We start from the raw sequence: 20,278 nt of genomic DNA, 5'->3' as shown, positions 1-20,278 counted from the left end.
TGTCAGACGGTGTGTATGTGCGGTTGCGGCAAATTCGGGGCCGGCTCTGCCTCGTCCCCGCCCGGCGGGCTGAAGCGGGCGAACGCGCCGTCGTAGCGCTTGGGCAGCGGGCGCGCGTAATCGCCGCGCTTCGCCGTCGCGAGGCGCAGCGCGACGAGCGCCTCGGCCCATTTGACCGCCGCGGTGACGCCCTCGACCACCGGCGCGCCGATCTGCTGCTCGATTTCGTGCGCGAACTCGGCCATCCCCGCGCAGCCGAGCACGATCGCGTCGGCACCGTCCTCGTCGAGCGCGCGCCGGCATTCGTCGACGATGATCCGCCGCGCGGCCGAGCCCGGCCGGTCGAGCTCGAGCACCGCGACGTCGGTCGCGCGCACATTGCGGCAGAACCGCTTCATTCCGTAGCGCTCCGCGAGGTGCCACGCCATCCCGCAGGTGCGCGCGAGCGTCGTGACGACCGAGAAGCCGGGCGCGAGCACGCTCGCCGCATGCATCGCGGCCTCGGCGATGCCGATCACCGGCCCGCGCGCGAGTTCGCGCGCCGCGTACAGGCCCGGATCGCCGAAGCACGCGATCACGTATGCGTCGCAGCCGTCGCGCTCGCCTTGCGCGATCTCGGCAAGCAGCCCCGGTGTCGCGAGCGCCTCGTCGTAATACCCTTCGATCGACGGCGGCCCCATCGGCGGGCTCACCGCCACGATCTCCGTGCCGGCGGCCGCGACCTCGCGCGCGCAGCGGCCCATCGCGTCGGTCATCCGCTGCGTCGTATTCGGATTGATCAGCCGGATCTTCATCGCATGCTCCTCAGGCCTTCGCGTTCACGAGCAGCCGGTAGAACACGAAGCCGAGCCCCGCGCCGATGAACCACGAGAAGTTCGCGACGCCCTGCCAGCCCGGCACCATCACGCACACGATCGCGATCACCGCGGCCGGCAACAGCGCGGCGAGCGCGCGGCGGTTCACGCCGCCCGTGTACCAGTACGTCCCGCTTTCCGACATCGTGTACAGGTCGTCGCGCACGAGCCGGCCGCGCTTGACGAGGTAGAAGTCCGCAATCAGCACGCCGTACAGCGGGCCGATGAACGCGCCGAGCACGTCGAGCGTGTAGTGGATCACGGCCGGGTTGTTGAACAGGTTCCACGGCGTGATGAAGATCGACGCGACGGCCGCGAGCATCCCGCCCGCGCGCCAGCTGATCAGGCGCGGCGCGACGTTCGAGAAGTCGAACGCGGGCGACACGAAGTTCGCGACGATGTTGATGCCGATCGTCGCGATCGTGAACGTCAGCGCGCCGAGGATCACCGCCGTCGGATGGTCGATGCGGCCGACCGTCTCGACCGGGTCGGTGATGAGTTCGCCGAACACGGGCAAGGTCGCTGCCGTCGTGATCACCGTGACGAGCGAGAACGCGAGGAAGTTGACCGGCAGCCCCCAGAAATTGCCGCGCTTCACGTCGCCGAACGAGCGGCAGTAGCGCGAGAAATCGCCGAAGTTCAGCATCGGCCCGGAGAAGTACGACACGACCAGCGACACGGCCGTGATCATCACCGGAATCACTTCCGCGCCGTGATACTTGACGCCGCCGAGGTTGATGCCGATGTTGCGCCAGCCCGCGCGCCACACCATGTAGCCGGCGAGGATGAACATCACGACGTAGACGGCCGGGCCCGCGAAGTCGATGAACTTCTTGATCGTCTCCATCCCGTTCCAGAACACGAACGCCTGGAGCACCCACAGCAGCATGAAGCCGGCCCAGCCCACCGCCGACAGCCCGAGGAAGCCGTAGCGATGCACGTCCGCGTAAGGCAGCCATTGCGGGAAGAATTTCAGCACGACGATCACGAGCGCGCTCGACGCGAGATAGGTCTGGATGCCGTACCACGCGATCGCGATCAGCCCGCGAATCACGGCCGGCACGTTCGCGCCGAGCACGCCGAACGTCGCGCGGCACGCGACCGGATACGGCACGCCGATCTGCTGGCTCGGCCGTGCGATCAGGTTGCACAGCACGTTCACGAGGCTGATCCCGACGATCAGCGCGATCAGCACCTGCCAGCTCGTCAGCCCGAGCGCGAACAGGCTGCCCGCGAACACGTAGCCGCCCACACTGTGCACGTCCGACATCCAGAACGCGAAGATATTGTACGAACCCCATGTCTGGTTTTTAAGGGGTGCCAAATCTTCGTTGTACAGACGTTCGCTGTAACCCTTCGGCAGCGTCGGGTCGCCGCCCTCGCCGCCTTCATCCGCCGGATAGGCGCTATCGTGCGCCACACTGAACTGAGCCATGACTTCTCCTTGACGCGACCGGATGGCCGCTCCACCGTCATCGATATCGCTCCGGATCGACGCCCGGAGTCGGACCAGCGGCCCGCGGCAAACGCCGCGGGCCTGCATTTCGCTCGTTCTGTGGCGCGCGGCCGGGTTCGCGTCGCCGCTCAGGCGCCGCCGAACACTTCGCGCAAATCGACCTGCCCTTGTGCGGGCCGGTCCAGCATCTTCAGTTCGACATGCTGCAGGTGGTGCGCCATCAGCGTCACCGCCCGCTTCGGATCGCCCGCCTCCAGCGCGGCGAGGATCTCGTCATGGTCGTCGCACGAGCACGGGCTGCGCCCGTGCGATTCGTACAGCGCCGACATCAGCGTCGAGCGTGCGACGAGCCCTTCGAGGCACTCGCTGAGCGTCGCATTGCCCATCAGCGTGGCGAGCGCCGTGTGGAATTCGCCCGACAGCCGGATCCACGCCGCGAAGTCGTGCCGCTCGAACGCCTTGCGTTCCTTGTCGATCAGCGCGGCGACGCCCTTCAGCCGCTTCGCGCCGGGCCCGGTCGCGAGCCGCTCGACCACGGCAAGCTCGATGATCCGGCGCATCTCGAACACCTCGTGCACGTCCTGCAGCGTCGGGCTCGCGACGAACGCACCGCGGTTCGGCTCGAGCTCGACGAGCTTGTCGGTCGCGAGCTGCGCAAGCGCCTGGCGGATCGCCCCGCGCTTCACGCCGAATACGTCGCAGAGCTGCGCCTCCGTCAGCTTCGCGCCGGGCGCGAGCCGATGCTCGAGGATCGCCGTGCGGATCCGCTCGGCGATCGCTTCGGGGCTGGCTGCACCGGACAGGTGGGCTTCGGGCTCGTTCATGATCGGCATCGTGTGATGATCCTCATCCTAGGGCGGACATAAAGATTGTCAACAATTCTTTTCCGGCATTGCGCACAATCGGCGTGCATCGACGCGACCCCGTTTAGTGCATGATGCGTCGAATCCATGCACGACAAGGCTGCGACCTATGACCGAGGCCCTTCTCGTCGTATACCCTTCCGGCATTTTTGTTGACAAAACTGGTGCAAGATTCGGCGATCGCACTGCAGATGCCGACGAAAAAACTTGATCGTTAGTTGCGAATCCACATAAAGAAAAAGGCGGGGAACCCGCCTTTCGATCGATCGCGCCCACCTCAGCCGAGGTGCGGATAGTCCGACAGCGTGAGCCGGAACCCGTGTGCATTCGCGACCAGTTGCGCGTGCGCGCCGAACGGCAGCGTCAGCAGGTCGGGCACGTGGCCGAACTGGAGCCCCGTGACGACCGGAATCCCGACCACCGCGCGCACCTGCTCGATCATCGCCTGCATGTCGTAGCCGTTGTCGTACTCGAACGGCCGCGCACCGGTGAACTGGCCGAGCACCAGCGCCTGCTGGCGCGCGAGCAGCCCCGACAGGTGCAGTTGATAGATCATCCGTTCGATCCGGAACGGCTGCTCGTTGACGTCCTCGATGAACAGGATGCCGCCTTCGATGTCGGGCATGTACGGCGTGCCGACGAGCGACGTGAGGATCGCGAGGTTGCCGCCCCACAGCGTGCCCGTCACGTTCACGCTCTGCACCTGCGGCGCGTCGGCGATGATCGTCGTGCTCGGCTGCGTCAGCGTCTGCCAGAAGTGCTGCATCGTGAAGTCGCTCGGCGTTTCCGCGCCGAAATCGGCGGACAGCATCGGGCCGCCGAACGTCTTGATGCGTGCCTTCGCATACAGCGCGAGCTGGAGTGCCGTGAAGTCGCTGTGGCCGACGAGCGCGACCGGCTGGTCGCGCAGCCTGCGTTCGAGCCCGCGATAGTCGAGCCCGTGCAGGATGCGCGCGGCGCCGTAGCCGCCGCGCACCGCCAGCGCGATGTCCGGCAGCGGCCGCTCGGGGTCGGCAAGACGGTTCAGGTCGCCTGCCCGCTCGCCGTCGGTGCCGCCGAACCGCTGGAAGCGCCGCTGCGTCGCCTCGATGTTCTCGATGCGGTGCTGTGCGGTGCTGAGGCGCTCGAGCGCGCGGTTGATCGCGTCGGGGTCGTGCGGATAGCCGGACGGCGCAAGCAGCCGGATGGTGTAGGACGCGGCGGGCTGGAAGGACATGGCGAAAGGTGTCGGGTCGTCAAACCTGCTTAGAGGGTCTGAACCGTCTCCGGTTCACGAAGCCGTGCACGCCCGGCTCGGGCCGGGGCGGCGGGCGCGCCTATGACGCGCCGGATTCGGCGTCGCGGGCCAGCCGCGCTTCGCGCAGCGCGCGACGGCGCTCGGCGAAGAACGACTTCAGCGCGGCGCCGCACTCGTCGGCGAGCACGCCGCCGGTCACTTCGGTATGGTGGTTCAGCTGCGGATTCGCGAACGCGTCGATCACGCTGCCGCAGGCGCCCGTCTTCGGATCGGCGGCACCGTAGACGACCCGCGCGATACGCGCATGCATGATCGCGCCCGCGCACATCAGGCACGGTTCGAGCGTCACGTACAGCTCGCAGCCGGGCATCCGGTAATTCTGCAGATGCTGCGCGGCCATGCGCAGCGCGGCCATTTCCGCATGGGCCGACGGGTCGTGCCCACCGATCGGATGGTTGAAGCCGCGCGCGATCACTTCGTCGCCGCGCACGAGCACCGCACCGACCGGCACTTCGCCGGCCGCGCGCGCCTCTTCGGCGGCGGCCTGCGCGAGACGCATGAAATGCAGGTCGCGCGCCGATACGGGCGCAGCTTCGGGAACGGGAGAATCGGCGGCGGGTTCGGCCGCCGGGGTGTCTGCCGGGCGGGCTGCGTCGTGCAGCGCGTCGGACGTCACATCGGCCCCGCTTCGGCGGACGCTTCGTCGAGCCCGCGCTCGCACAGGCGCTCCGCGATGCGCCGGCAGTAGTCGCGCGGCATCACCATCGGGCCGCCGCGCAGCGATTCGAGCGCCATGTCGAGCGCGAGGATCTTCGCCTGCAGCCGGCACCGCGCGGCACGGTCGCTGACCGCCTGCACTTCGTCGTGCAGGTTGCGCAGCGCGCGCAATTGCTCGACGGCCGGCGGCACGAAGCCTGCATTCTTCAGGATACGGTTGGCCACCCGCACCTCCTCGGGCACGAGCAGGTCGTCATCCAGCGCCTGCGGCGCGCCGGTACCCGGCAAATCGTCGAACTCGCCCCGCGCGGCGGCGGCGGCAATACGTTGTTCGACCAGGGCGTCAAGCAATCTCATCAGTCAATCGGAACAATGCGGCAGGCCGAATTCTAGCAGGGTGACGCGGGTATGACAGGCCCTTCGAATATATGCTCGATATTGCGTTTTTAGGGGCCGAATCGCGGCGCATGCGTGCCGATCGGCATCATTTGCCGCGCTGCTGCGCCGCAGCGGGCTGCAGGCTGCCCAGACACCCGCGAACGGACGCAATGCCGGCCCTGTTTTTTGTCCGTGGCAACGCGGGCCGCGCCGCGCCGATACGGTGAAATTCAGGCCGCCTCGTTTCCGCCGCCGGCTCACGCGGCCGCCGTGTCCGGCCGCGCTTTCACGAACGGGCGGAACATCATCGCCATCAGGAACGCGCCGACGCCGATCGCGAACGAACCGACGTACAACCAGCCATAGCTGCCGAACGTATCGACGATCAGGCCGCCGGCCACAGGGCCCGCGGCCATCCCGAGGCTACCGGCCATCGCGCAGCCGCCGATCACGGTGCCCATCATCCGCAGCGGGAAATTCTCGCGCGCGAGCACCGCATACAGCGGCATCACGCCCGCATAGATGAAGCCGAACAGAGTCGCGACCGCGTAGAACCCGTCGAGCGTGCGCACGAAGTCGTACCCGAGCGCGCCGAGCGCCTGCGCAAACAGCCCGGCCACCAGCGTGCGCTTCGCGCCGATGCGGTCGCCCAGGATCCCGAACACGATCCGGCCGCCCATGCCGGCGAGCCCTTCGACGCTGTAGATCGACACCGCGACGATCAACGGAATCCCGCACGTCACCGCGTAGCTGACCGTATGGAAGATCGGGCCGGAATGCGTCGCGCAACAGAAGAAGTTGGTCAGCAGCAGCACGATGAACTGCGGCGAACGCAGCGCGTGCGCGACCGACATCGCCGCGGGGTCACCGGCCGGCGCGGGGGCCGCCGGGGCCGCCGGAGCCGCCGGGGCCGCATGCGCGCCGTCGAGCGCGGGCGCCCGGCGCACCAGCAGCGACACCGGAATCATCACGACGGCCGCCAGCGCCGCAATCAGCAGCATCGACGTACGCCAGTCGCGCACCGACACGAGCCACGCGGCCAGCGGGGCCATCGTCATCGGCGCCATCCCCATGCCGGCCGACACGAGCGACACCGCCAGGCTGCGGTGTGTGTCGAACCAGCCCGTCACGCATGCCATCATCGGCGCGAATATCGCGGCCGTCGCACCGCCGACGGCGAGGCCGAAAGTCAGCTGGAACGCGAGCAGCGACGGCGCGCGGCTCGCCAGCGCCAGGCTTGCCGACAGCAGGACGGCACCCGTCATGACGACCGGGCGCGTGCCGACGCGGTCCGACAGGCTGCCCCACCCCATGCTCGCGAAGGCCATCGCGATGAAGCCGAGCGTCATCGCGCCGGAAATGCCGGTCATCGACCAGCCGGTGTCGCGCGCGATCGCGCGCAGGAAAACGGGCAGCGAAAACATCGCACCGATGGCGATGCAGCCCATCAAGCCGCCTGCGGCGACGATGACCCAGCGGTATCGGGAATCCGGCATGGGATGTCTCCTTTTCGTTACGGCAATTCTCGGTACCCGGGCGCTACCCGCGTGGCGCAATGCCCGGTCGACATGGATACGACGGGCGACGCATCGGGAAATCGACACGCGCGACACATGCGCCTGCGAATTGCCTTGATTGTCCGCCGCTCCACTTTGCCCGTCATGGGTGGATCGGGCCGACACCGCACGCCGGATCGCCCTCTCGGTCCGCCCCTCCCGCCGTGCTTTTCCGGAATCGGAAAGTCGAAATCAGAAATCGTTGGTTGGGGCGCGCGATCGCGCTGACTACACTCGAGCAATCTTGTCATAACAAGTTGATCGATGACCTCACCCAACGTCGTGCCGCTGTCGGCGGCCCCGCTCTACGTGCAGATCAAGGACACGCTGCGCGCACGCATCCTCGACGGCACCTACGCGCCGCACAGCCGGATGCCTTCCGAGCACGAACTCTGCGCGGCGTTCGGCGTCAGCCGGATCACGGTGCGCCAGGCGCTCGGCGATCTGCAGAAGGAAGGACTGCTGTTCAAGCTGCACGGCAAGGGCACCTTCGTATCGAAGCCGAAGGCATTCCAGAACGTGACGTCGCTGCAGGGTTTCGCCGAGGCGATGTCGTCGATGGGCTACGAGATCGTCAACCAGGTGCGCAGTGTCCGCACCGTCAAGGCCGACCGCCATCTCGCAACGAAGCTGAACGTGCCGGAAGGCGCGCCGCTCGTCGAGATTCACCGCGTGCGGCTGCTGAATCGCGAGCCCGTGTCGCTCGAACAGACCTGGGTGCCAGAAGCGCTCGGCAAGCGCCTCGCGGGTGCCGATCTCGCGACCCGCGACATCTTCCTCGTGCTGGAAAACGACTGCGGCATTCCGCTCGGCCATGCCGACGTGTCGATCGACGCGATCCTCGCCGACGACGAGATCGTCGATGCGCTGCAGGTCGAGGAAAGCAGCCCCGTGCTGCGCATCGAGCGCCTCACGCATGACGCGTCGGGTGCACCGATCGACTACGAATACCTGTACTTCCGCGGCGATGCCTTCCAGTACCGGCTGCGCATCGACCGGCAAAAACCGCGCAAACCTGCAAGGAAACAACGATGACTACCCCTGTGCTCGAATACGACATCGTCGTGGTCGGCGGCGGCACGGCCGGCCCGATGGCGGCGATCAAGGCGAAGGAGCGCGACCCGTCCCTGCGCGTGCTGCTGCTCGAAAAAGCCAACGTGAAACGCAGCGGCGCGATCTCGATGGGGATGGACGGCCTGAACAACGCGGTGATTCCCGGGCATGCGACGCCCGAGCAATACACGCGCGAGATCACGATCGCCAACGACGGGATCGTCGACCAGGAAGCCGTGTACGCGTATGCGACACACAGCTTCGCGACGATCGAGCAGCTCGACCGCTGGGGCGTGAAGTTCGAGAAGGACGGCACCGGCGACTATGCGGTGAAGAAGGTCCATCACATGGGTTCGTACGTGCTGCCGATGCCGGAAGGACACGACATCAAGAAGGTGCTGTACCGGCAACTGAAGCGCGCACGCATCGCGATCACGAACCGGATCGTCGCGACGCGCGTGCTGACCGACGCACTGGGCCGCGCGAGCGGCGTACTCGGCTTCGACTGCCGCACGGCCGAGTTCCACGTGATCCGCGCGAAGGCCGTGATTCTCTGCTGCGGCGCGGCCGGCCGCCTCGGCCTGCCGGCCTCGGGCTACCTGATGGGCACGTACGAGAACCCCACCAACGCGGGCGACGGCTACGCAATGGCCTATCACGCTGGTGCCGCGCTCGCGAATCTCGAATGCTTCCAGATCAATCCGCTGATCAAGGACTACAACGGCCCCGCGTGCGCGTACGTGACCGGCCCGCTCGGCGGTTTCACCGCGAACGGCAAGGGCGAACGCTTCATCGAATGCGACTACTGGAGCGGCCAGATGATGTGGGAGTTCTATCAGGAACTGCAAAGCGGCAACGGCCCCGTGTTCCTCAAGCTCGACCATCTCGCGGAGGAAACGATCCAGACCATCGAGCAGATCCTGCATACGAACGAGCGGCCGAGCCGCGGCCGCTTCCATGCGGGGCGCGGCACCGACTACCGCAGCCAGATGGTCGAGATGCACATCTCCGAGATCGGTTTCTGCAGCGGCCACAGCGCGTCCGGTGTGTACGTGAACGCACGCGCGGAGACGACCGTGCCCGGCCTTTACGCGGCCGGCGACATGGCGGCCGTCCCGCACAACTACATGCTCGGCGCATTTACGTACGGCTGGTTTGCCGGGCAGAACGCGGCCGACTACGTGGCCGGCCGCGAGCATGCGCCGGTAAACGACGAACAGGTCGCCGCCGAACGCAAGCGCGTGCTTGCCCCGCTGCTGCGCGAGCGCGGCCTGGCACCGGCGCAGGTCGAATACAAGCTGCGCCGCATGGTGAACGACTATCTGCAACCGCCGAAGGTGACGCGAAAAATGGAAATCGGCCTCCAGCGCTTTGACGCCATTACTGAGGATATCGAAGAGATAAAGGCAAGCCATCCGCACGAACTGATGCGCGCCGCCGAGGTGCGCGCGATCCGCGACTGCGCGGAAATGGCCGCGCGCGCTTCGCTGTTCCGCACCGAGAGCCGCTGGGGGCTGTACCACCATCGCGTCGACTTTCCGCATCGCAACGACGCCGAATGGTTCTGCCACACCTGGCTGCGCAAGGACGCCGACGGCGCGATGCGCAGCGAGAAGCGCCCGGTCGAGCCGTACATCGTGCCGCTCGCCGACGACGATCGCGGCGCCTACACGAATCTGCGCATCCGCGAACCGTCCGCGCTCGCGGCCGCCCTCTGAGGAGCCCTACCGTGCCCCATACCCCGCACGACATCTTCCTGCGCAGCAGCGCGCCCGTGACGATCGACGAGGAACGCTGCATTGCCGACAAGGGCTGCACCGTCTGCGTCGACGTGTGCCCGCTCGACCTGCTCGCGATCGACGTGACCAAGGGCAAGGCCTACATGCAGTTCGACGAATGCTGGTACTGCATGCCGTGCGAGCGCGACTGCCCGACCGGCGCGGTCAAGGTCGACATCCCTTACCTGCTGCGCTGAGCGCGCGCGGCCGGTCGTCGTCGTGCCGCCCGTGCCGCCTGTGCAGGCCGTGCATCGACGACGTGACGGCCGGGCCGGCGTTCGCCAGGTTCGCATCGCCATGCCGTGCCGCCCATGCATCGCGCTCCGCGACCAGCGGCTTTTTCACCGAACCGATCCTTTGCCCATGACCGCTTTCTCTTCCACCGCCTCGCTGCCCGGCACGCACGATCCGGATCGTGCCGCACTCGCCCTCCGCCTCGCCGCGCCCGACGCATCCGTGCGCCGCATCGCACTGATCGAGCTTGCCGATCTCGAGGAATCCGATCTGGTGCCGTCATTCGTTGCGGCACTGTGCGACGATCCGTCGGCCGACGTGCGCAGCGAGGCCGCGCGCGTACTCGGCGCTTGGGAGCAGCCCGACGTCGTCGACGCACTGTGCGGCGCATTGCTCGATCCGGACGAAGGTGTACGCGCCACCGCCGCGCAGAGCCTGTCCGAACTGAAGGACGCGGCATCGGGTACCGTGCTGTGCCGATGGGCCGACCGGCCCGAGTCGTTCGTGCGCCGCGCCGTGCTGCGCGGATTGCGCGAGTTGCGCGACCCCGGCGCGTTCGCGCCCGCGCTGCGCGCACTCGATGCCGAACACCCCGCGGTGCGCGCTGAAGCCGTCGCGGTGCTCGGCTGGCTCAGGGACCCACGTGCGCTGCCGCCGCTCGCGCGCATCGCGACCACCGATGCCGCAGCGGACGTGCGACGCGCCGCGGTCGGCGCGATCGGGTTCGCGGCACCCGACGATGCGGCCACCATCGACGCACTGCTCGCCGCGCTGCGCGACCGCGAATGGCAGGTGCGCGAGGAAGCGGCCACGACGCTCGGCAAGTTGCGTGTCGCGGCCGCGCGCGACCCGCTCGCCGCCGCGCTCGACGACGACTACTGGCAGGTGCGCTTGCGTGCCGCGCGTGCGCTCGGGCAACTGCGCGATGCTGCGGCGGCGCCGGCCGTCGCCGCACTGCTGTCGCATGCGATCAGCAACCTGCGCAAGGAAGCCGCGCTTGCGCTCGGTGAACTGCGCGACCGTGCGACGTTGGCCGCGCTCACTCACGCATTGGAGGATCACGATCCGGAAGTGCGCAAAGCCGTGCGAATCGCGATCCGGCAAATCGACGAGGCGTCGCGATGATCGCGCCGACCGAAATCGCGCTCGATCACGCTGCGCGCACGTTGACACTCCGCTGGCCGGACGGCCGCACGCAACACATCGGTTATGCGCGGTTGCGCGGTGATTGCCCGTGCGCGGAATGCCGAAGGATCCGGCTCGACGGCGGTCGTGTCGATGCGCGGCCCGACCTGACGCTGGCCGGCCTCGAGGCAGCCGGATACGGCATCCGCGCCCTCTTCGGCGACGGCCATGCCCGCGGCATCTATCCGTGGCCGTTTTTGGCCGACATGGCCGATAGGGCTGATAGGGCTGAAAGGGCGGACACGACGGCGCGGCCGTGACGTGGCTCCCGCGGGTGCGCGGACGACATGGCAGACGTGCGGAAACGCTGCGATACTGACGCCCACGATCGTCTCCACCCACCGTGGGAGTCAGAACATGCAAACCGCAGTCGGATTCATCGGCCTCGGCGTGATGGGCACGCCGATGGCGCTCAATCTCGCGCGGGCCGGCACGCCGCTCGTCGTATGGAGCCGGTCGCACGGCAGCGACGATGCGTTGCGCGACGCCGGCGCACGCGTGGCCGAGCACGCCGACGACGTGTTCGCCGCCTGCTCCACCGTGATCCTGATGCTCGCGAACGACGCGGCGATCGACGCCGTTCTCGCGCGCGGCACGTCCGGTTTCGCTACCCGTGTCGGCGGGCACACCATCGTGAACATGGGCACGAACGCACCCGGTTATTCGCGCGCGCTGGCCGATGAAATCGCCGCCGCGTCGGGCCGTTACGTCGAAGCACCGGTGTCGGGTTCGCGCAAGCCGGCCGAAGCCGGTCAACTCGTCGTGATGCTCGCCGGCGCGCCGGACGACGTCGACGCCGTCCGCGCGCTCGTGAAGCCGCTGTGCCGCGACAGCTTCGTGTGCGGCGACGTACCGTCGGCGTTGACGATGAAGCTCGCCGTGAACCTGTTCCTCATCACGATGGTCACCGGCCTGACCGAAGCCACACATTTCGCGCAAAGCCACGGTATCGATCTCGCCCGCTTCGCCGACGTGCTGAACGCGGGACCGATGGCGAGCGACGTGTCGCGCGTGAAACTCGGCAAACTCGTCGCGGCGGATTTCTCGGTGCAGGCCGCGATCACCGACGTGCTGAAAAATGCACGCCTCGTCGCGGAATCCGCGCGCGGCGCCAACATCGCGTCGCCGCTGCTCGACATCTGCCACGCGCTTTACGGCGAGACCGAGCGGGCCGGACACGGCGCGGACGACATGGTCGCCGTGATCCGCGCGATCGAGCAGCGCACGCACGATGCGCAGTGAATCGCCACCGGCCGCCCCCTCGACCACACGCACGCATCGATCCGTCATGTCCGACTCGCCCCGCTCCCCGATCGGCGTCATCGCCGCCGTACGCCCCGTTCCCGCCGTGATCGGCGTCGTCCTGCGGGAACGCGACGTGCTGCTGGTGCGCCGCGCCAATCCGCCCGATGCGGGATGCTGGGGCTTTCCTGGCGGCAAGATCGAAGCAGGCGAATCGATTGCGAACGCGATCGTGCGCGAGATCGTGGAAGAGACGACCGTCGACGTCGAGGCACTCGACGTCTTTACCGCGCTGGATGCCTTCGATTACGATGCTGGCGGCAACGTGCACCAGCATTTCGTCATGGTCGCGGTGCTGTGCAACTGGCTGCGCGGCACACCTGCTGCCGGCGACGATGCGCTCGACGCACGCTGGTTCGATCTCGCCGAGCTCGACCGCGACGATTTACCGATGAGCGCGGGCGTTCGCGACGTCGCGCGCCGAGCGATCGAACGTGCAGCGGGCCTCGGCGACGCACGGCGCGCGGCCACTCCCTGAAACAACGCCGTCTGCCCGCATCCCTTGCGAGCGGCCCGATCGCGGCCATGACGGTGTCGGCGAGCCGCCGACCTTCAAACTACCAATCAAAACAGGTCAGACATGATCAGAATTCGCAAGTCCACCGAGGCCGACGGCGCACGCGTGCTGGATATCTGGCGCAACGCGGTCGACGCCACGCATCACTTCCTGAGCGACGACGACCGTCGCGCGATCGAATCCGAAGTGGTCGGGTTCCTGCCCGGTGCGCCGCTCGATCTCGCCGTCGACGAGGCCGACCATGCGATCGGCTTCATGCTGCTCGACGGCAGTCACATGGAAGCCCTGTTCGTCGATCCCGCGCACCATCGCGCAGGCATCGGGCGCCTGCTCGTGGAAGACGCACTCACGCGCCATCCCGACCTGTCGACCGACGTCAACGAGCAGAACGAATCGGCAGCACGATTCTATGAACGGCTCGGCTTCGAGCGCTGCGGGCGATCGGCGCTCGATGGACAAGGACGCCCCTATCCGCTGATCCACCTGCGCCGTCGCTCGGCACCGCCCTCGTCGCCACGGCACGCGTAACCCACTTTTCCGGGCCGGGATATCGCGCCGCCCGCCACGTCACACACGCCGGACACGCGAATGCGGCTGCGTACTACCGTGTCCGCGCCACGCATGCCGCGCGCACCGGTACGTGTGCCAGATGGCGCGTCATGGGCGACGCATCGGCAGCACGCGTTCGACCATTGAAAAAGCACGCTGCACGAAGCCGTTGAACCGGTCGGCATCGCGCCGCAGCCCGGCCTGTTGTCCGCCGATCAGGCACAAGTGCACGGCCTGCCCGACGATCTCGGCCTCGCCCGGCGTGCGCACCAGCCGGCGCGACGTGTCGATCGCAAACGCGAGCCGCGCCGCGTCGACGCGCTGCTGGCATTCCGCGACCAGCGGATCGTGCAACGCCCAGGCGCGGATCGCGATTTCACGCCCGGGCCGTTTCTCGGCGGCAATGCGCAGGTAGCGCAACAGCGTGTCGCCGGCACCGTGGCCCTCCGCCGCATACGCCAGCATGCGCGCGGTGTAGTCGTCCTCCCACGCGGTCAGCAACGTCCTGACGAAGTCCTCGCGATTGCGGAAGTGGTGATAGAACGATCCGCGCGTCACGTTCAGCCGACGCGCGAGGCTCTCGGCCGAAATCCCCGCGTACCCTTCTCCGTCGAGGGCGTCGAAACCCGCGGCAATCCAGTCATTTCGCGTCAGTGTGCTCATCGTCATCGCCATACAGGCTGTGTATGGTGCGGCATGGACAGATAGGCTGCGCACTCTATCACGGCCGCCGCCGCTTCCGGCAGCGCGCCATTACTTAAGGAGTCCGCCTTGAAAGACATTGCACTCGTCGCATTCGACCGGTTCACCGACGTCGACCTGTTCCTGATGTGGGACATCCTCGGTCGCAACAACAAGGACTGGCGCGTCCGGATCCTGGGTGCAACGCCGGTGCTGCATTCCGCCCATGGGCTGGCTATCCCGACGCACGGCCCGCTCGCCGACGCCAATCGCGCCGACGCGGTCCTGTTTTCGAGCGGCAAGGAAGGCGTACCGGCCGCGCTCGCCGATCCCGGTTTCCTGCCGTCGTTCGATCTCGATCCCGAACGCCAGCTTGTCGGGTCGATCTGCGGCGGCGCCTTCATTCTCGAACGGCTCGGGCTGCTGCCGCAGCGCCGCGCGACGACGCACCCCGAAGCGCGGCAGGGTTTGCAGGCAGTCGGGCTGCAAGTGATGGACCAGCCGCTGGTGTGCCACGGCAACGTCGCGACCGCGGGCGGATGCCTTGCGTCGCTCTACCTGACGGGATGGCTGGTGGAATCGATGTTCGACGCGGACAAGCGGCGCGAGACGCTGCTGCCCGTGCTGCCTGCCGGGCAACGGGAGATTTACGAGGACCTGATCGAGTTCAGCATCAGGCAGGGTGCGGGACAAGCGACGAGCCCGATCCGGATCGTCGAAGGCGAAAACGGGCTCGCGGCATGACGCGCGGGTCGATGGGCTGTCGATAGCCGGCAGCCAGTACGCTGTTGCAGCGTTGTGCGTCCTGCCGAGCCAACGGCGGATCGGGACGCATTCGCGGGCGATCCGGGCCATCGATCGGGTCGGCCTTCGCCGCACGGATGGTCGTTTCTCGAGCCGAACAAGTCTGCCACGGGCCTGGAGATGCTAACCTCTCGGCCTCTCTGAACGACACCGCGTGAAGCAACAGGATTCGACCATGCAAACCGTTGCGGTACTGGACTTCGAAACAACCGGACTTTCGCCTAACCTGGGTGATCGTGCGACCGAAATCGCCGTCATCCTCCTCCGGGACGGACAAGTCGTCGATCGTTTCCAGAGTCTGATGAATGCAGGCAGACGCATACCGTCGGACGTCGTCGCGCTGACCGGCATCACGAACGAGATGATCGCATCGGCGCCGCCGGCATCGAAAGTCATGAAGGAAGCGGCTGCGTTCGTCGGCAAACACGCGGTCGTGGCCCACAACGCCGGTTTCGACAAACGGTTCTGGCAGGCGGAACTCGGGTTGCTTGGCATGACGGCCGAGCATGCCTTTGCCTGCACGATGCTCGTGGCGCGCCGCATTTACCCGGACGCGCTGAGTCATCGCCTGTCGAGCCTCGCGGACATGCTGCGATTGCCGAAATCGGGACGGGCGCACCGGGCGATGGTCGATGCCGAAATGGCCAGCCACCTGTGGTGCAGGCTGCAGCAGGACATTGCCCGGACTTACGGGCTGGATCGTATCGATCACGCGCTCATGGCACGTGTCCAGGCAACGGCGAAGGCGAAAGTGCCGATGTACCTGCGCTCGCTCGCGGGCGCGCATGCGTGAGAATCGGTCGACGGCCACGGGCGATCGCTGTCGGGCACATGACGGATTGCCGCATCACGCGTGCCACGCGACGTTTCACGACTCAGGCAGCATGTGAGCGCAAAACGGCTTGGGAATCTCCCGACACGCATTGAAAAAAGGCCATGCAGTCGCATGGCCTTGGTCAACGATTGCCGCAGGTACTGAAAATTCGTTATCAGGTGCCTCAGGCGAAAACGGCATTCAGCGTTGCAAGAATTGCGGTCTGACTGCCCCCTGCCAACGGAACCGTCACCGTAGATCCACTGAAGCCGACCACGCTTTGTCCGGCCGGAGCAGACTGTACGAAACCATTCCGGGTGGTCGAGCCGGCCATACTGCCGAACGGGCCGTAAGTTGCCCCGCTTTTCCCGGTCAATGTGAGTTGCAAAACACATTGCCAGCCGTACCACACGCCCGTGTAGCCGGAAATGGACACGATCGGATCGTCAAGCGGAATATTGATGACCTGGGCAGTCCCGCTGTTTCCGCCATGTTGCAACAAGGTAAATATTCCGGTTCCCGTTCCCTGGGTACCGGTGTTATAGGGCCCCGTCCCGGTATTGACGGCCTGAACCGCGTTGAGTACGTCGCCTGACCGGATCGTCACTCGGGTTAGGTTGGGATTACCTGCGGCGCTGATAATCGGTGTGTCGTCGAAGGTGTTGCTGGTGGGCGGATTGCCGAGTTGATCGAGAATCATGAACTGCGCCTGCTCGAACTGGAAGTTTCCAGAATTGAAGCGCCAGACGAAAATATCCTGATAATCGTACCGCGTACCCCCGGAAGAAAAACCTTCCGAAACCATGCTCCAGACTTGTTGCGCACTGGCATTGGGGGCTGAATTTCCTGGTTCGAACTGAGCACCATAGCCGATCCTGGACGGCGATATGCCGGCATCAAGAAAATCCGATAGCGGCGTGCCGTCGTAGAATTGAGGCGAGACAAAATCGAACTGGCTATTGACCGTAGCGTAATCAATCGAACTGGTGGGCCATGCAGGCGTGAACGACAGATAATATTTCACCGGCTGCCGATCGAATTCGGCGCGAATTGCAGAGAACAGAATCTGGAACTGCGATTGCGTCATTTTATCGGAAACATCGCCTTCCCAATCGATATCCAGGCCATTCATTCCGTTATTCCGGAGATATGTCACCAGATTATTCGCAAAATTGGCCGCCTGCGTTTGCGGATCCCCACCTCCCGAGAAAACCGCCGCCAATGTATTGGCGCCGGAATACACCATCGTGGCCAGAAATTTGATTCCAGGATTCACCTGGCGCGCATCACGGAGTACAAAATTCAAATAATCCTGATTGGTCAGCCCACCCGAATGCGATGCGTTGCCGATCTGGATCGTGGAACCCTGTGCGGCGGGAACGACTTCGAAAAAAGCAATGCCAAGAAAATTTGCACTGTCGTAAACCTTGCAATCGATCAGCGATTGATAGCAACTTTCGGGACTGTTGTAGTTGGTTTGTGGCGGTTCGTCTTCGTTCAAGAAAATCCACGCATTGATGCCGTTTTGTAGGTTTGCCATTTTTCTTTCCTGTGACGTAGCGTTTTTTGGCGGTGGCGCACGACGCTGCAACTACAGTAGAAGGCCACCAAATACCACGGCCAATTGACCGTGGCGCATCGGCAATGCGGTCACGCCCGGAGACGATACAGCCACGTAATGAACCAAGGCGTTCCACGTTGCTGAAGACCATTATAGGAAGTGGCAAAAGATAAAACGGCGCAAACTGCGCGAAAAAAACATCGATCCTTTGGGGAAACACGTGACATCAATTCGACGACAAAATCCCTGTCGAGCGCAACAATGCACTTTCGGATTCACCATTCCGGCTTCATTACGCCAACTGGCGACGCATTCGGCGAAGGGCTTCGACGCGGCGCACGGCCGCCGCCGTTTCTCTTCACTCAATAATGCAGGTAATCGTATCGAAAAAAGGAAACGTGCCCGCCGGAGAAACTGCGACATGCATGCCGTCGCGGTCGGCGATCTTGTACTGGGCTGTACGGGATTCAAGAGGATTGCGGAATGCGAATTCAGTGAGCCTCGTTTTTTGTTCTCGTGATGGGCACCGCTTTTACCGTTACCAATCACGAGCCCTCGATGTGCCCGCAAACCCGCACCGCGTCCCGCATTCTGGAAGGAGTTTTACTGCCACGACCGAATCCCGTTGCCGGCAGATTATCGAGTCGCAATCGTGCATTCGGCTACTGCCCGCCCCACTGTCATTGGCAGCGCATACGCGGCGGGCAGTCTCCGGATTCGTAGAAAGTTCGCTTCTACGTCAATGGCTTAGAACCATGCGGATCGCAACGAAAACCCTGCAAGGTCCTGCGTCAGCCAATGATTCAAGAGGCGCTTTTTACCGCTCACTCCCACTCGATCGTCGCCGGCGGCTTGCCCGAGATGTCATACACGACCCGGTTGATCCCGCGCACCTCGTTGATGATCCGGTTCGACGCACGGCCGAGCAGCGCATACGGCAGGTGCGCCCAGTGTGCGGTCATGAAGTCGGTCGTCTGCACGGCGCGCAGCGACGTCACGTAGTCATACGTGCGGCCATCGCCCATCACGCCCACCGACTTGACCGGCAGAAACACCGCGAACGCCTGGCTCGTCAGGTCGTACCAGGTCTTGCCGATATCGGCTTCGCCGCACAGGCCGGCAGCCGCATCCTGCGCGGTCGCGGTCGTGTTGCGCAGTTCCTCGATGAAGATCGCGTCCGCGCGGCGCAGCAGGTCTGCATACTCGCGCTTCACTTCGCCGAGAATCCGCACGCCGAGGCCCGGGCCCGGGAACGGATGGCGGTACACCATCTCCGGCGGCAGGCCGAGTGCGACACCCAGCTCGCGCACTTCGTCCTTGAACAGGTCGCGCAGCGGCTCGAGCAGCTTCAGGCCGAGCGTTTCCGGCAGGCCGCCGACGTTGTGGTGGCTCTTGATCGTCGTCGCCTTCTTCGTCTTCGTGCCGCCCGATTCGACCACGTCCGGGTAGATCGTGCCCTGCGCGAGCCACTTCGCCTTCGACAGCTTCTTCGCCTCGGCCTGGAACACCTCGACGAACTCGCGGCCGATGATCTTGCGCTTCGCTTCCGGATCGGTCACGCCGGCCAGGTGGCCGAGGAACTGTTCGGATGCGTCGACGTGCACGACCTTCGCATGCAGGCGGCCTTCGAACATGTCGAGCACCATCTTGCCTTCGTTGAGGCGCAGCAGGCCGTGGTCGACGAACACGCAGGTCAACTGGTCGCCGATCGCGCGATGGATCAGCGCGGCTGCGACGCTCGAATCGACACCACCCGACAGGCCGAGAATCACTTCCTCGTCACCGACCTGCTCGCGGATCTTCGCGACGGCTTCCTCGATGTGGTTCTTCATGATCCAGTCGGGCTTCGCGCCGGCGATCTGCAGCACGAAACGCTCGATGATCTGGCGGCCCTTCACCGTGTGCGTGACTTCCGGGTGGAACTGCACCGCGTAGTACCCGCGCGCCTCGTCGGCCATGCCGGCGATCGGGCAGCTCGGCGTCGACGCCATCAGCGCGAAGCCCGGCGGCAGCTCGGCCACCTTGTCGCCGTGGCTCATCCAGACCTTCAGCATCCCGTGGCCTTCGTCCGTCTTGAAATCCTCGATGCCGTCGAGCAGGCGCGTATGGCCGTGCGCGCGCATTTCCGCGTAACCGAATTCGCGGTGGTCGCTCCACTCGACCTTGCCGCCGAGCTGCACGGCCATCGTCTGCATGCCGTAGCAGATGCCGAGCACCGGCACGCCGAGATCCCACACGGCCTGCGGCGCGCGCAGCTGGTGGTCTTCGTACGTGCTCGCGTGGCTGCCCGACAGGATCACCGCCTTCGGCGCGAATTCGCGGACGAAGTCGTCGGACACGTCGTTCGGATGGATTTCGCAGTAGACGTGCGCTTCACGCACGCGGCGCGCGATCAGTTGGGTGACTTGCGAACCGAAGTCGAGAATCAGGATTTTGTCGTGCATGGCTGCGGACGGGATGAAGAGAATAAGAAAAGCAGCGCATCGTTTGCATCATGCGCTGCGTCAAAAGCATGGACAGCGGCGTCGGGCGGAAGGCTGCACGCGCGACGCATAGCCGGTCAATCCTGCATCGGCGGGCGCTCGTCGAGTGCGACGGTGCCTGACGACGATTGGCCGGATGCGGCCGATGACGGTGCGGCGGCCGGCGACGCCGCCGCGGGACGGCTGACGACGGGTTCGACACGCTGCGGCGCGGCCGACGACGCTTGCGCCATCGCCGGCTCGGCCGGACGCGGCG

General features: G+C 65.7%; 20 protein-coding genes. 10 read left to right on the top strand and 10 right to left on the bottom strand.

Annotation, left to right across the window (positions count from 1 at the left end; genetic code table 11):
• Positions 1-2 precede the first annotated feature (2 nt).
• The 7 genes from L810_RS21255 to L810_RS21225 form a co-directional block, all read right to left on the bottom strand.
• Positions 3-794 carry an aspartate/glutamate racemase family protein gene (locus L810_RS21255; RefSeq protein ID WP_021160359.1) on the bottom strand — a complete coding sequence of 264 codons (792 nt, stop codon included), beginning with the start codon at positions 792-794 and terminating at the stop codon, positions 3-5.
• Between the two features lie 10 nt (positions 795-804).
• Positions 805-2,289, bottom strand: a complete 1,485-nt coding sequence (locus L810_RS21250; protein WP_021160358.1) for an NCS1 family nucleobase:cation symporter-1 — start codon at positions 2,287-2,289, stop codon at positions 805-807.
• 149 nt (positions 2,290-2,438) lie between these two features.
• Positions 2,439-3,143, bottom strand: a complete 705-nt coding sequence (locus L810_RS21245; protein ID WP_021160357.1) for a GntR family transcriptional regulator — start codon at positions 3,141-3,143, stop codon at positions 2,439-2,441.
• A gap of 307 nt (positions 3,144-3,450) precedes the next feature.
• A complete protein-coding gene (gene ldcA / locus L810_RS21240; protein ID WP_021160356.1) occupies positions 3,451-4,389 on the bottom strand; it encodes a muramoyltetrapeptide carboxypeptidase in 939 nt (312 codons plus the stop codon).
• Positions 4,390-4,489: 100 nt separating this feature from the next.
• On the bottom strand, positions 4,490-5,086 hold the full coding sequence (gene tadA / locus L810_RS21235) for a tRNA adenosine(34) deaminase TadA (RefSeq protein ID WP_021160355.1): 597 nt from the start codon (positions 5,084-5,086) through the stop codon (positions 4,490-4,492).
• A complete protein-coding gene (locus L810_RS21230; protein ID WP_006478536.1) occupies positions 5,083-5,484 on the bottom strand; it encodes a DnaJ family domain-containing protein in 402 nt (133 codons plus the stop codon). The genes tadA and L810_RS21230 overlap by 4 nt, the downstream gene beginning before the upstream one ends.
• A 278-nt stretch (positions 5,485-5,762) precedes the next feature.
• A complete protein-coding gene (locus L810_RS21225; protein ID WP_021160354.1) occupies positions 5,763-7,001 on the bottom strand; it encodes an MFS transporter in 1,239 nt (412 codons plus the stop codon).
• A gap of 324 nt (positions 7,002-7,325) precedes the next feature.
• Between L810_RS21225 and L810_RS21220 the strand changes: the two genes are divergently transcribed.
• From L810_RS21220 to L810_RS21185, 8 genes are all read left to right on the top strand, one after another.
• Positions 7,326-8,096 (top strand): GntR family transcriptional regulator, encoded by a 771-nt coding sequence (locus L810_RS21220; protein WP_021160352.1) that lies wholly within the window; start codon positions 7,326-7,328, stop codon positions 8,094-8,096.
• Positions 8,093-9,832: a fumarate reductase/succinate dehydrogenase flavoprotein subunit gene (locus tag L810_RS21215; RefSeq protein ID WP_042975607.1), complete on the top strand. Its 1,740-nt coding sequence runs from the start codon at positions 8,093-8,095 to the stop codon at positions 9,830-9,832. The genes L810_RS21220 and L810_RS21215 overlap by 4 nt, the downstream gene beginning before the upstream one ends.
• Positions 9,833-9,843: 11 nt before the next feature.
• Positions 9,844-10,089 carry a 4Fe-4S dicluster domain-containing protein gene (locus L810_RS21210; RefSeq protein ID WP_006764074.1) on the top strand — a complete coding sequence of 82 codons (246 nt, stop codon included), beginning with the start codon at positions 9,844-9,846 and terminating at the stop codon, positions 10,087-10,089.
• 166 nt (positions 10,090-10,255) lie between these two features.
• Positions 10,256-11,251: a HEAT repeat domain-containing protein gene (locus tag L810_RS21205; protein WP_021160349.1), complete on the top strand. Its 996-nt coding sequence runs from the start codon at positions 10,256-10,258 to the stop codon at positions 11,249-11,251.
• Positions 11,248-11,571, top strand: a complete 324-nt coding sequence (locus tag L810_RS21200; protein ID WP_021160348.1) for a gamma-butyrobetaine hydroxylase-like domain-containing protein — start codon at positions 11,248-11,250, stop codon at positions 11,569-11,571. Before L810_RS21205 ends, L810_RS21200 begins: the two co-directional genes overlap by 4 nt.
• Positions 11,572-11,668: 97 nt before the next feature.
• Positions 11,669-12,553, top strand: coding sequence for an NAD(P)-dependent oxidoreductase (locus tag L810_RS21195; protein ID WP_021160347.1), 885 nt, complete (start codon positions 11,669-11,671; stop codon positions 12,551-12,553).
• Between the two features lie 46 nt (positions 12,554-12,599).
• Positions 12,600-13,091 (top strand): NUDIX hydrolase, encoded by a 492-nt coding sequence (locus L810_RS21190; protein WP_021160346.1) that lies wholly within the window; start codon positions 12,600-12,602, stop codon positions 13,089-13,091.
• Between the two features lie 102 nt (positions 13,092-13,193).
• Positions 13,194-13,658, top strand: a complete 465-nt coding sequence (locus L810_RS21185; RefSeq protein WP_021160345.1) for an acetyltransferase — start codon at positions 13,194-13,196, stop codon at positions 13,656-13,658.
• A 129-nt stretch (positions 13,659-13,787) separates the two neighbouring features.
• Here the strand turns inward: L810_RS21185 and L810_RS21180 are convergent, their stop codons facing one another.
• Positions 13,788-14,342: a TetR/AcrR family transcriptional regulator gene (locus L810_RS21180; protein WP_042975612.1), complete on the bottom strand. Its 555-nt coding sequence runs from the start codon at positions 14,340-14,342 to the stop codon at positions 13,788-13,790.
• A gap of 108 nt (positions 14,343-14,450) precedes the next feature.
• On the opposite strand from L810_RS21180, the gene L810_RS21175 reads away from it, so the two are divergent.
• Both L810_RS21175 and L810_RS21170 read left to right on the top strand, forming a co-directional pair.
• The gene (locus tag L810_RS21175; protein WP_021160343.1) at positions 14,451-15,104 is read left to right on the top strand and encodes a DJ-1/PfpI family protein; all 654 of its coding nucleotides are present in this window, start codon (positions 14,451-14,453) and stop codon (positions 15,102-15,104) included.
• A 235-nt stretch (positions 15,105-15,339) separates the two neighbouring features.
• Positions 15,340-15,957, top strand: coding sequence for a 3'-5' exonuclease (locus L810_RS21170; protein ID WP_042975604.1), 618 nt, complete (start codon positions 15,340-15,342; stop codon positions 15,955-15,957).
• Positions 15,958-16,162: 205 nt separating this feature from the next.
• On the opposite strand, the gene L810_RS21165 is transcribed toward L810_RS21170, so the two are convergent.
• Positions 16,163-17,518 carry a glycosyl hydrolase family 18 protein gene (locus tag L810_RS21165; protein ID WP_021160341.1) on the bottom strand — a complete coding sequence of 452 codons (1,356 nt, stop codon included), beginning with the start codon at positions 17,516-17,518 and terminating at the stop codon, positions 16,163-16,165.
• An 845-nt stretch (positions 17,519-18,363) separates the two neighbouring features.
• A complete protein-coding gene (guaA, locus tag L810_RS21160; RefSeq protein ID WP_021160340.1) occupies positions 18,364-19,983 on the bottom strand; it encodes a glutamine-hydrolyzing GMP synthase in 1,620 nt (539 codons plus the stop codon).
• Positions 19,984-20,278 lie beyond the last annotated feature (295 nt).

It is taken from the genome of Burkholderia sp. AU4i, assembly GCF_000466765.1.
In the GTDB taxonomy this organism is placed as follows: Bacteria; Pseudomonadota; Gammaproteobacteria; order Burkholderiales; family Burkholderiaceae; genus Burkholderia; species Burkholderia cepacia.
The sequence above is the reverse complement of the archived record's forward strand: the minus strand, read 5'-3'. Positions and strand labels throughout refer to the sequence as shown.

What these genes read in the sequence shown, in the direction of transcription:
- L810_RS21255 (WP_021160359.1), bottom strand. Translation starts at nt 794, where the DNA reads ATGAAGATCCGGCTGATCAATCCGAATACGACGCAGCGGATGACCGAC.
- L810_RS21250 (WP_021160358.1), bottom strand. Translation starts at nt 2,289, where the DNA reads ATGGCTCAGTTCAGTGTGGCGCACGATAGCGCCTATCCGGCGGATGAA.
- L810_RS21245 (WP_021160357.1), bottom strand. Translation starts at nt 3,143, where the DNA reads ATGCCGATCATGAACGAGCCCGAAGCCCACCTGTCCGGTGCAGCCAGC.
- ldcA (WP_021160356.1), bottom strand. Translation starts at nt 4,389, where the DNA reads ATGTCCTTCCAGCCCGCCGCGTCCTACACCATCCGGCTGCTTGCGCCG.
- L810_RS21230 (WP_006478536.1), bottom strand. Translation starts at nt 5,484, where the DNA reads ATGAGATTGCTTGACGCCCTGGTCGAACAACGTATTGCCGCCGCCGCC.
- L810_RS21225 (WP_021160354.1), bottom strand. Translation starts at nt 7,001, where the DNA reads ATGCCGGATTCCCGATACCGCTGGGTCATCGTCGCCGCAGGCGGCTTG.
- L810_RS21220 (WP_021160352.1), top strand. Translation starts at nt 7,326, where the DNA reads ATGACCTCACCCAACGTCGTGCCGCTGTCGGCGGCCCCGCTCTACGTG.
- L810_RS21215 (WP_042975607.1), top strand. Translation starts at nt 8,093, where the DNA reads ATGACTACCCCTGTGCTCGAATACGACATCGTCGTGGTCGGCGGCGGC.
- L810_RS21205 (WP_021160349.1), top strand. Translation starts at nt 10,256, where the DNA reads ATGACCGCTTTCTCTTCCACCGCCTCGCTGCCCGGCACGCACGATCCG.
- L810_RS21200 (WP_021160348.1), top strand. Translation starts at nt 11,248, where the DNA reads ATGATCGCGCCGACCGAAATCGCGCTCGATCACGCTGCGCGCACGTTG.
- L810_RS21195 (WP_021160347.1), top strand. Translation starts at nt 11,669, where the DNA reads ATGCAAACCGCAGTCGGATTCATCGGCCTCGGCGTGATGGGCACGCCG.
- L810_RS21190 (WP_021160346.1), top strand. Translation starts at nt 12,600, where the DNA reads ATGTCCGACTCGCCCCGCTCCCCGATCGGCGTCATCGCCGCCGTACGC.
- L810_RS21185 (WP_021160345.1), top strand. Translation starts at nt 13,194, where the DNA reads ATGATCAGAATTCGCAAGTCCACCGAGGCCGACGGCGCACGCGTGCTG.
- L810_RS21180 (WP_042975612.1), bottom strand. Translation starts at nt 14,342, where the DNA reads ATGAGCACACTGACGCGAAATGACTGGATTGCCGCGGGTTTCGACGCC.
- L810_RS21170 (WP_042975604.1), top strand. Translation starts at nt 15,340, where the DNA reads ATGCAAACCGTTGCGGTACTGGACTTCGAAACAACCGGACTTTCGCCT.
- L810_RS21165 (WP_021160341.1), bottom strand. Translation starts at nt 17,518, where the DNA reads ATGGCAAACCTACAAAACGGCATCAATGCGTGGATTTTCTTGAACGAA.
- guaA (WP_021160340.1), bottom strand. Translation starts at nt 19,983, where the DNA reads ATGCACGACAAAATCCTGATTCTCGACTTCGGTTCGCAAGTCACCCAA.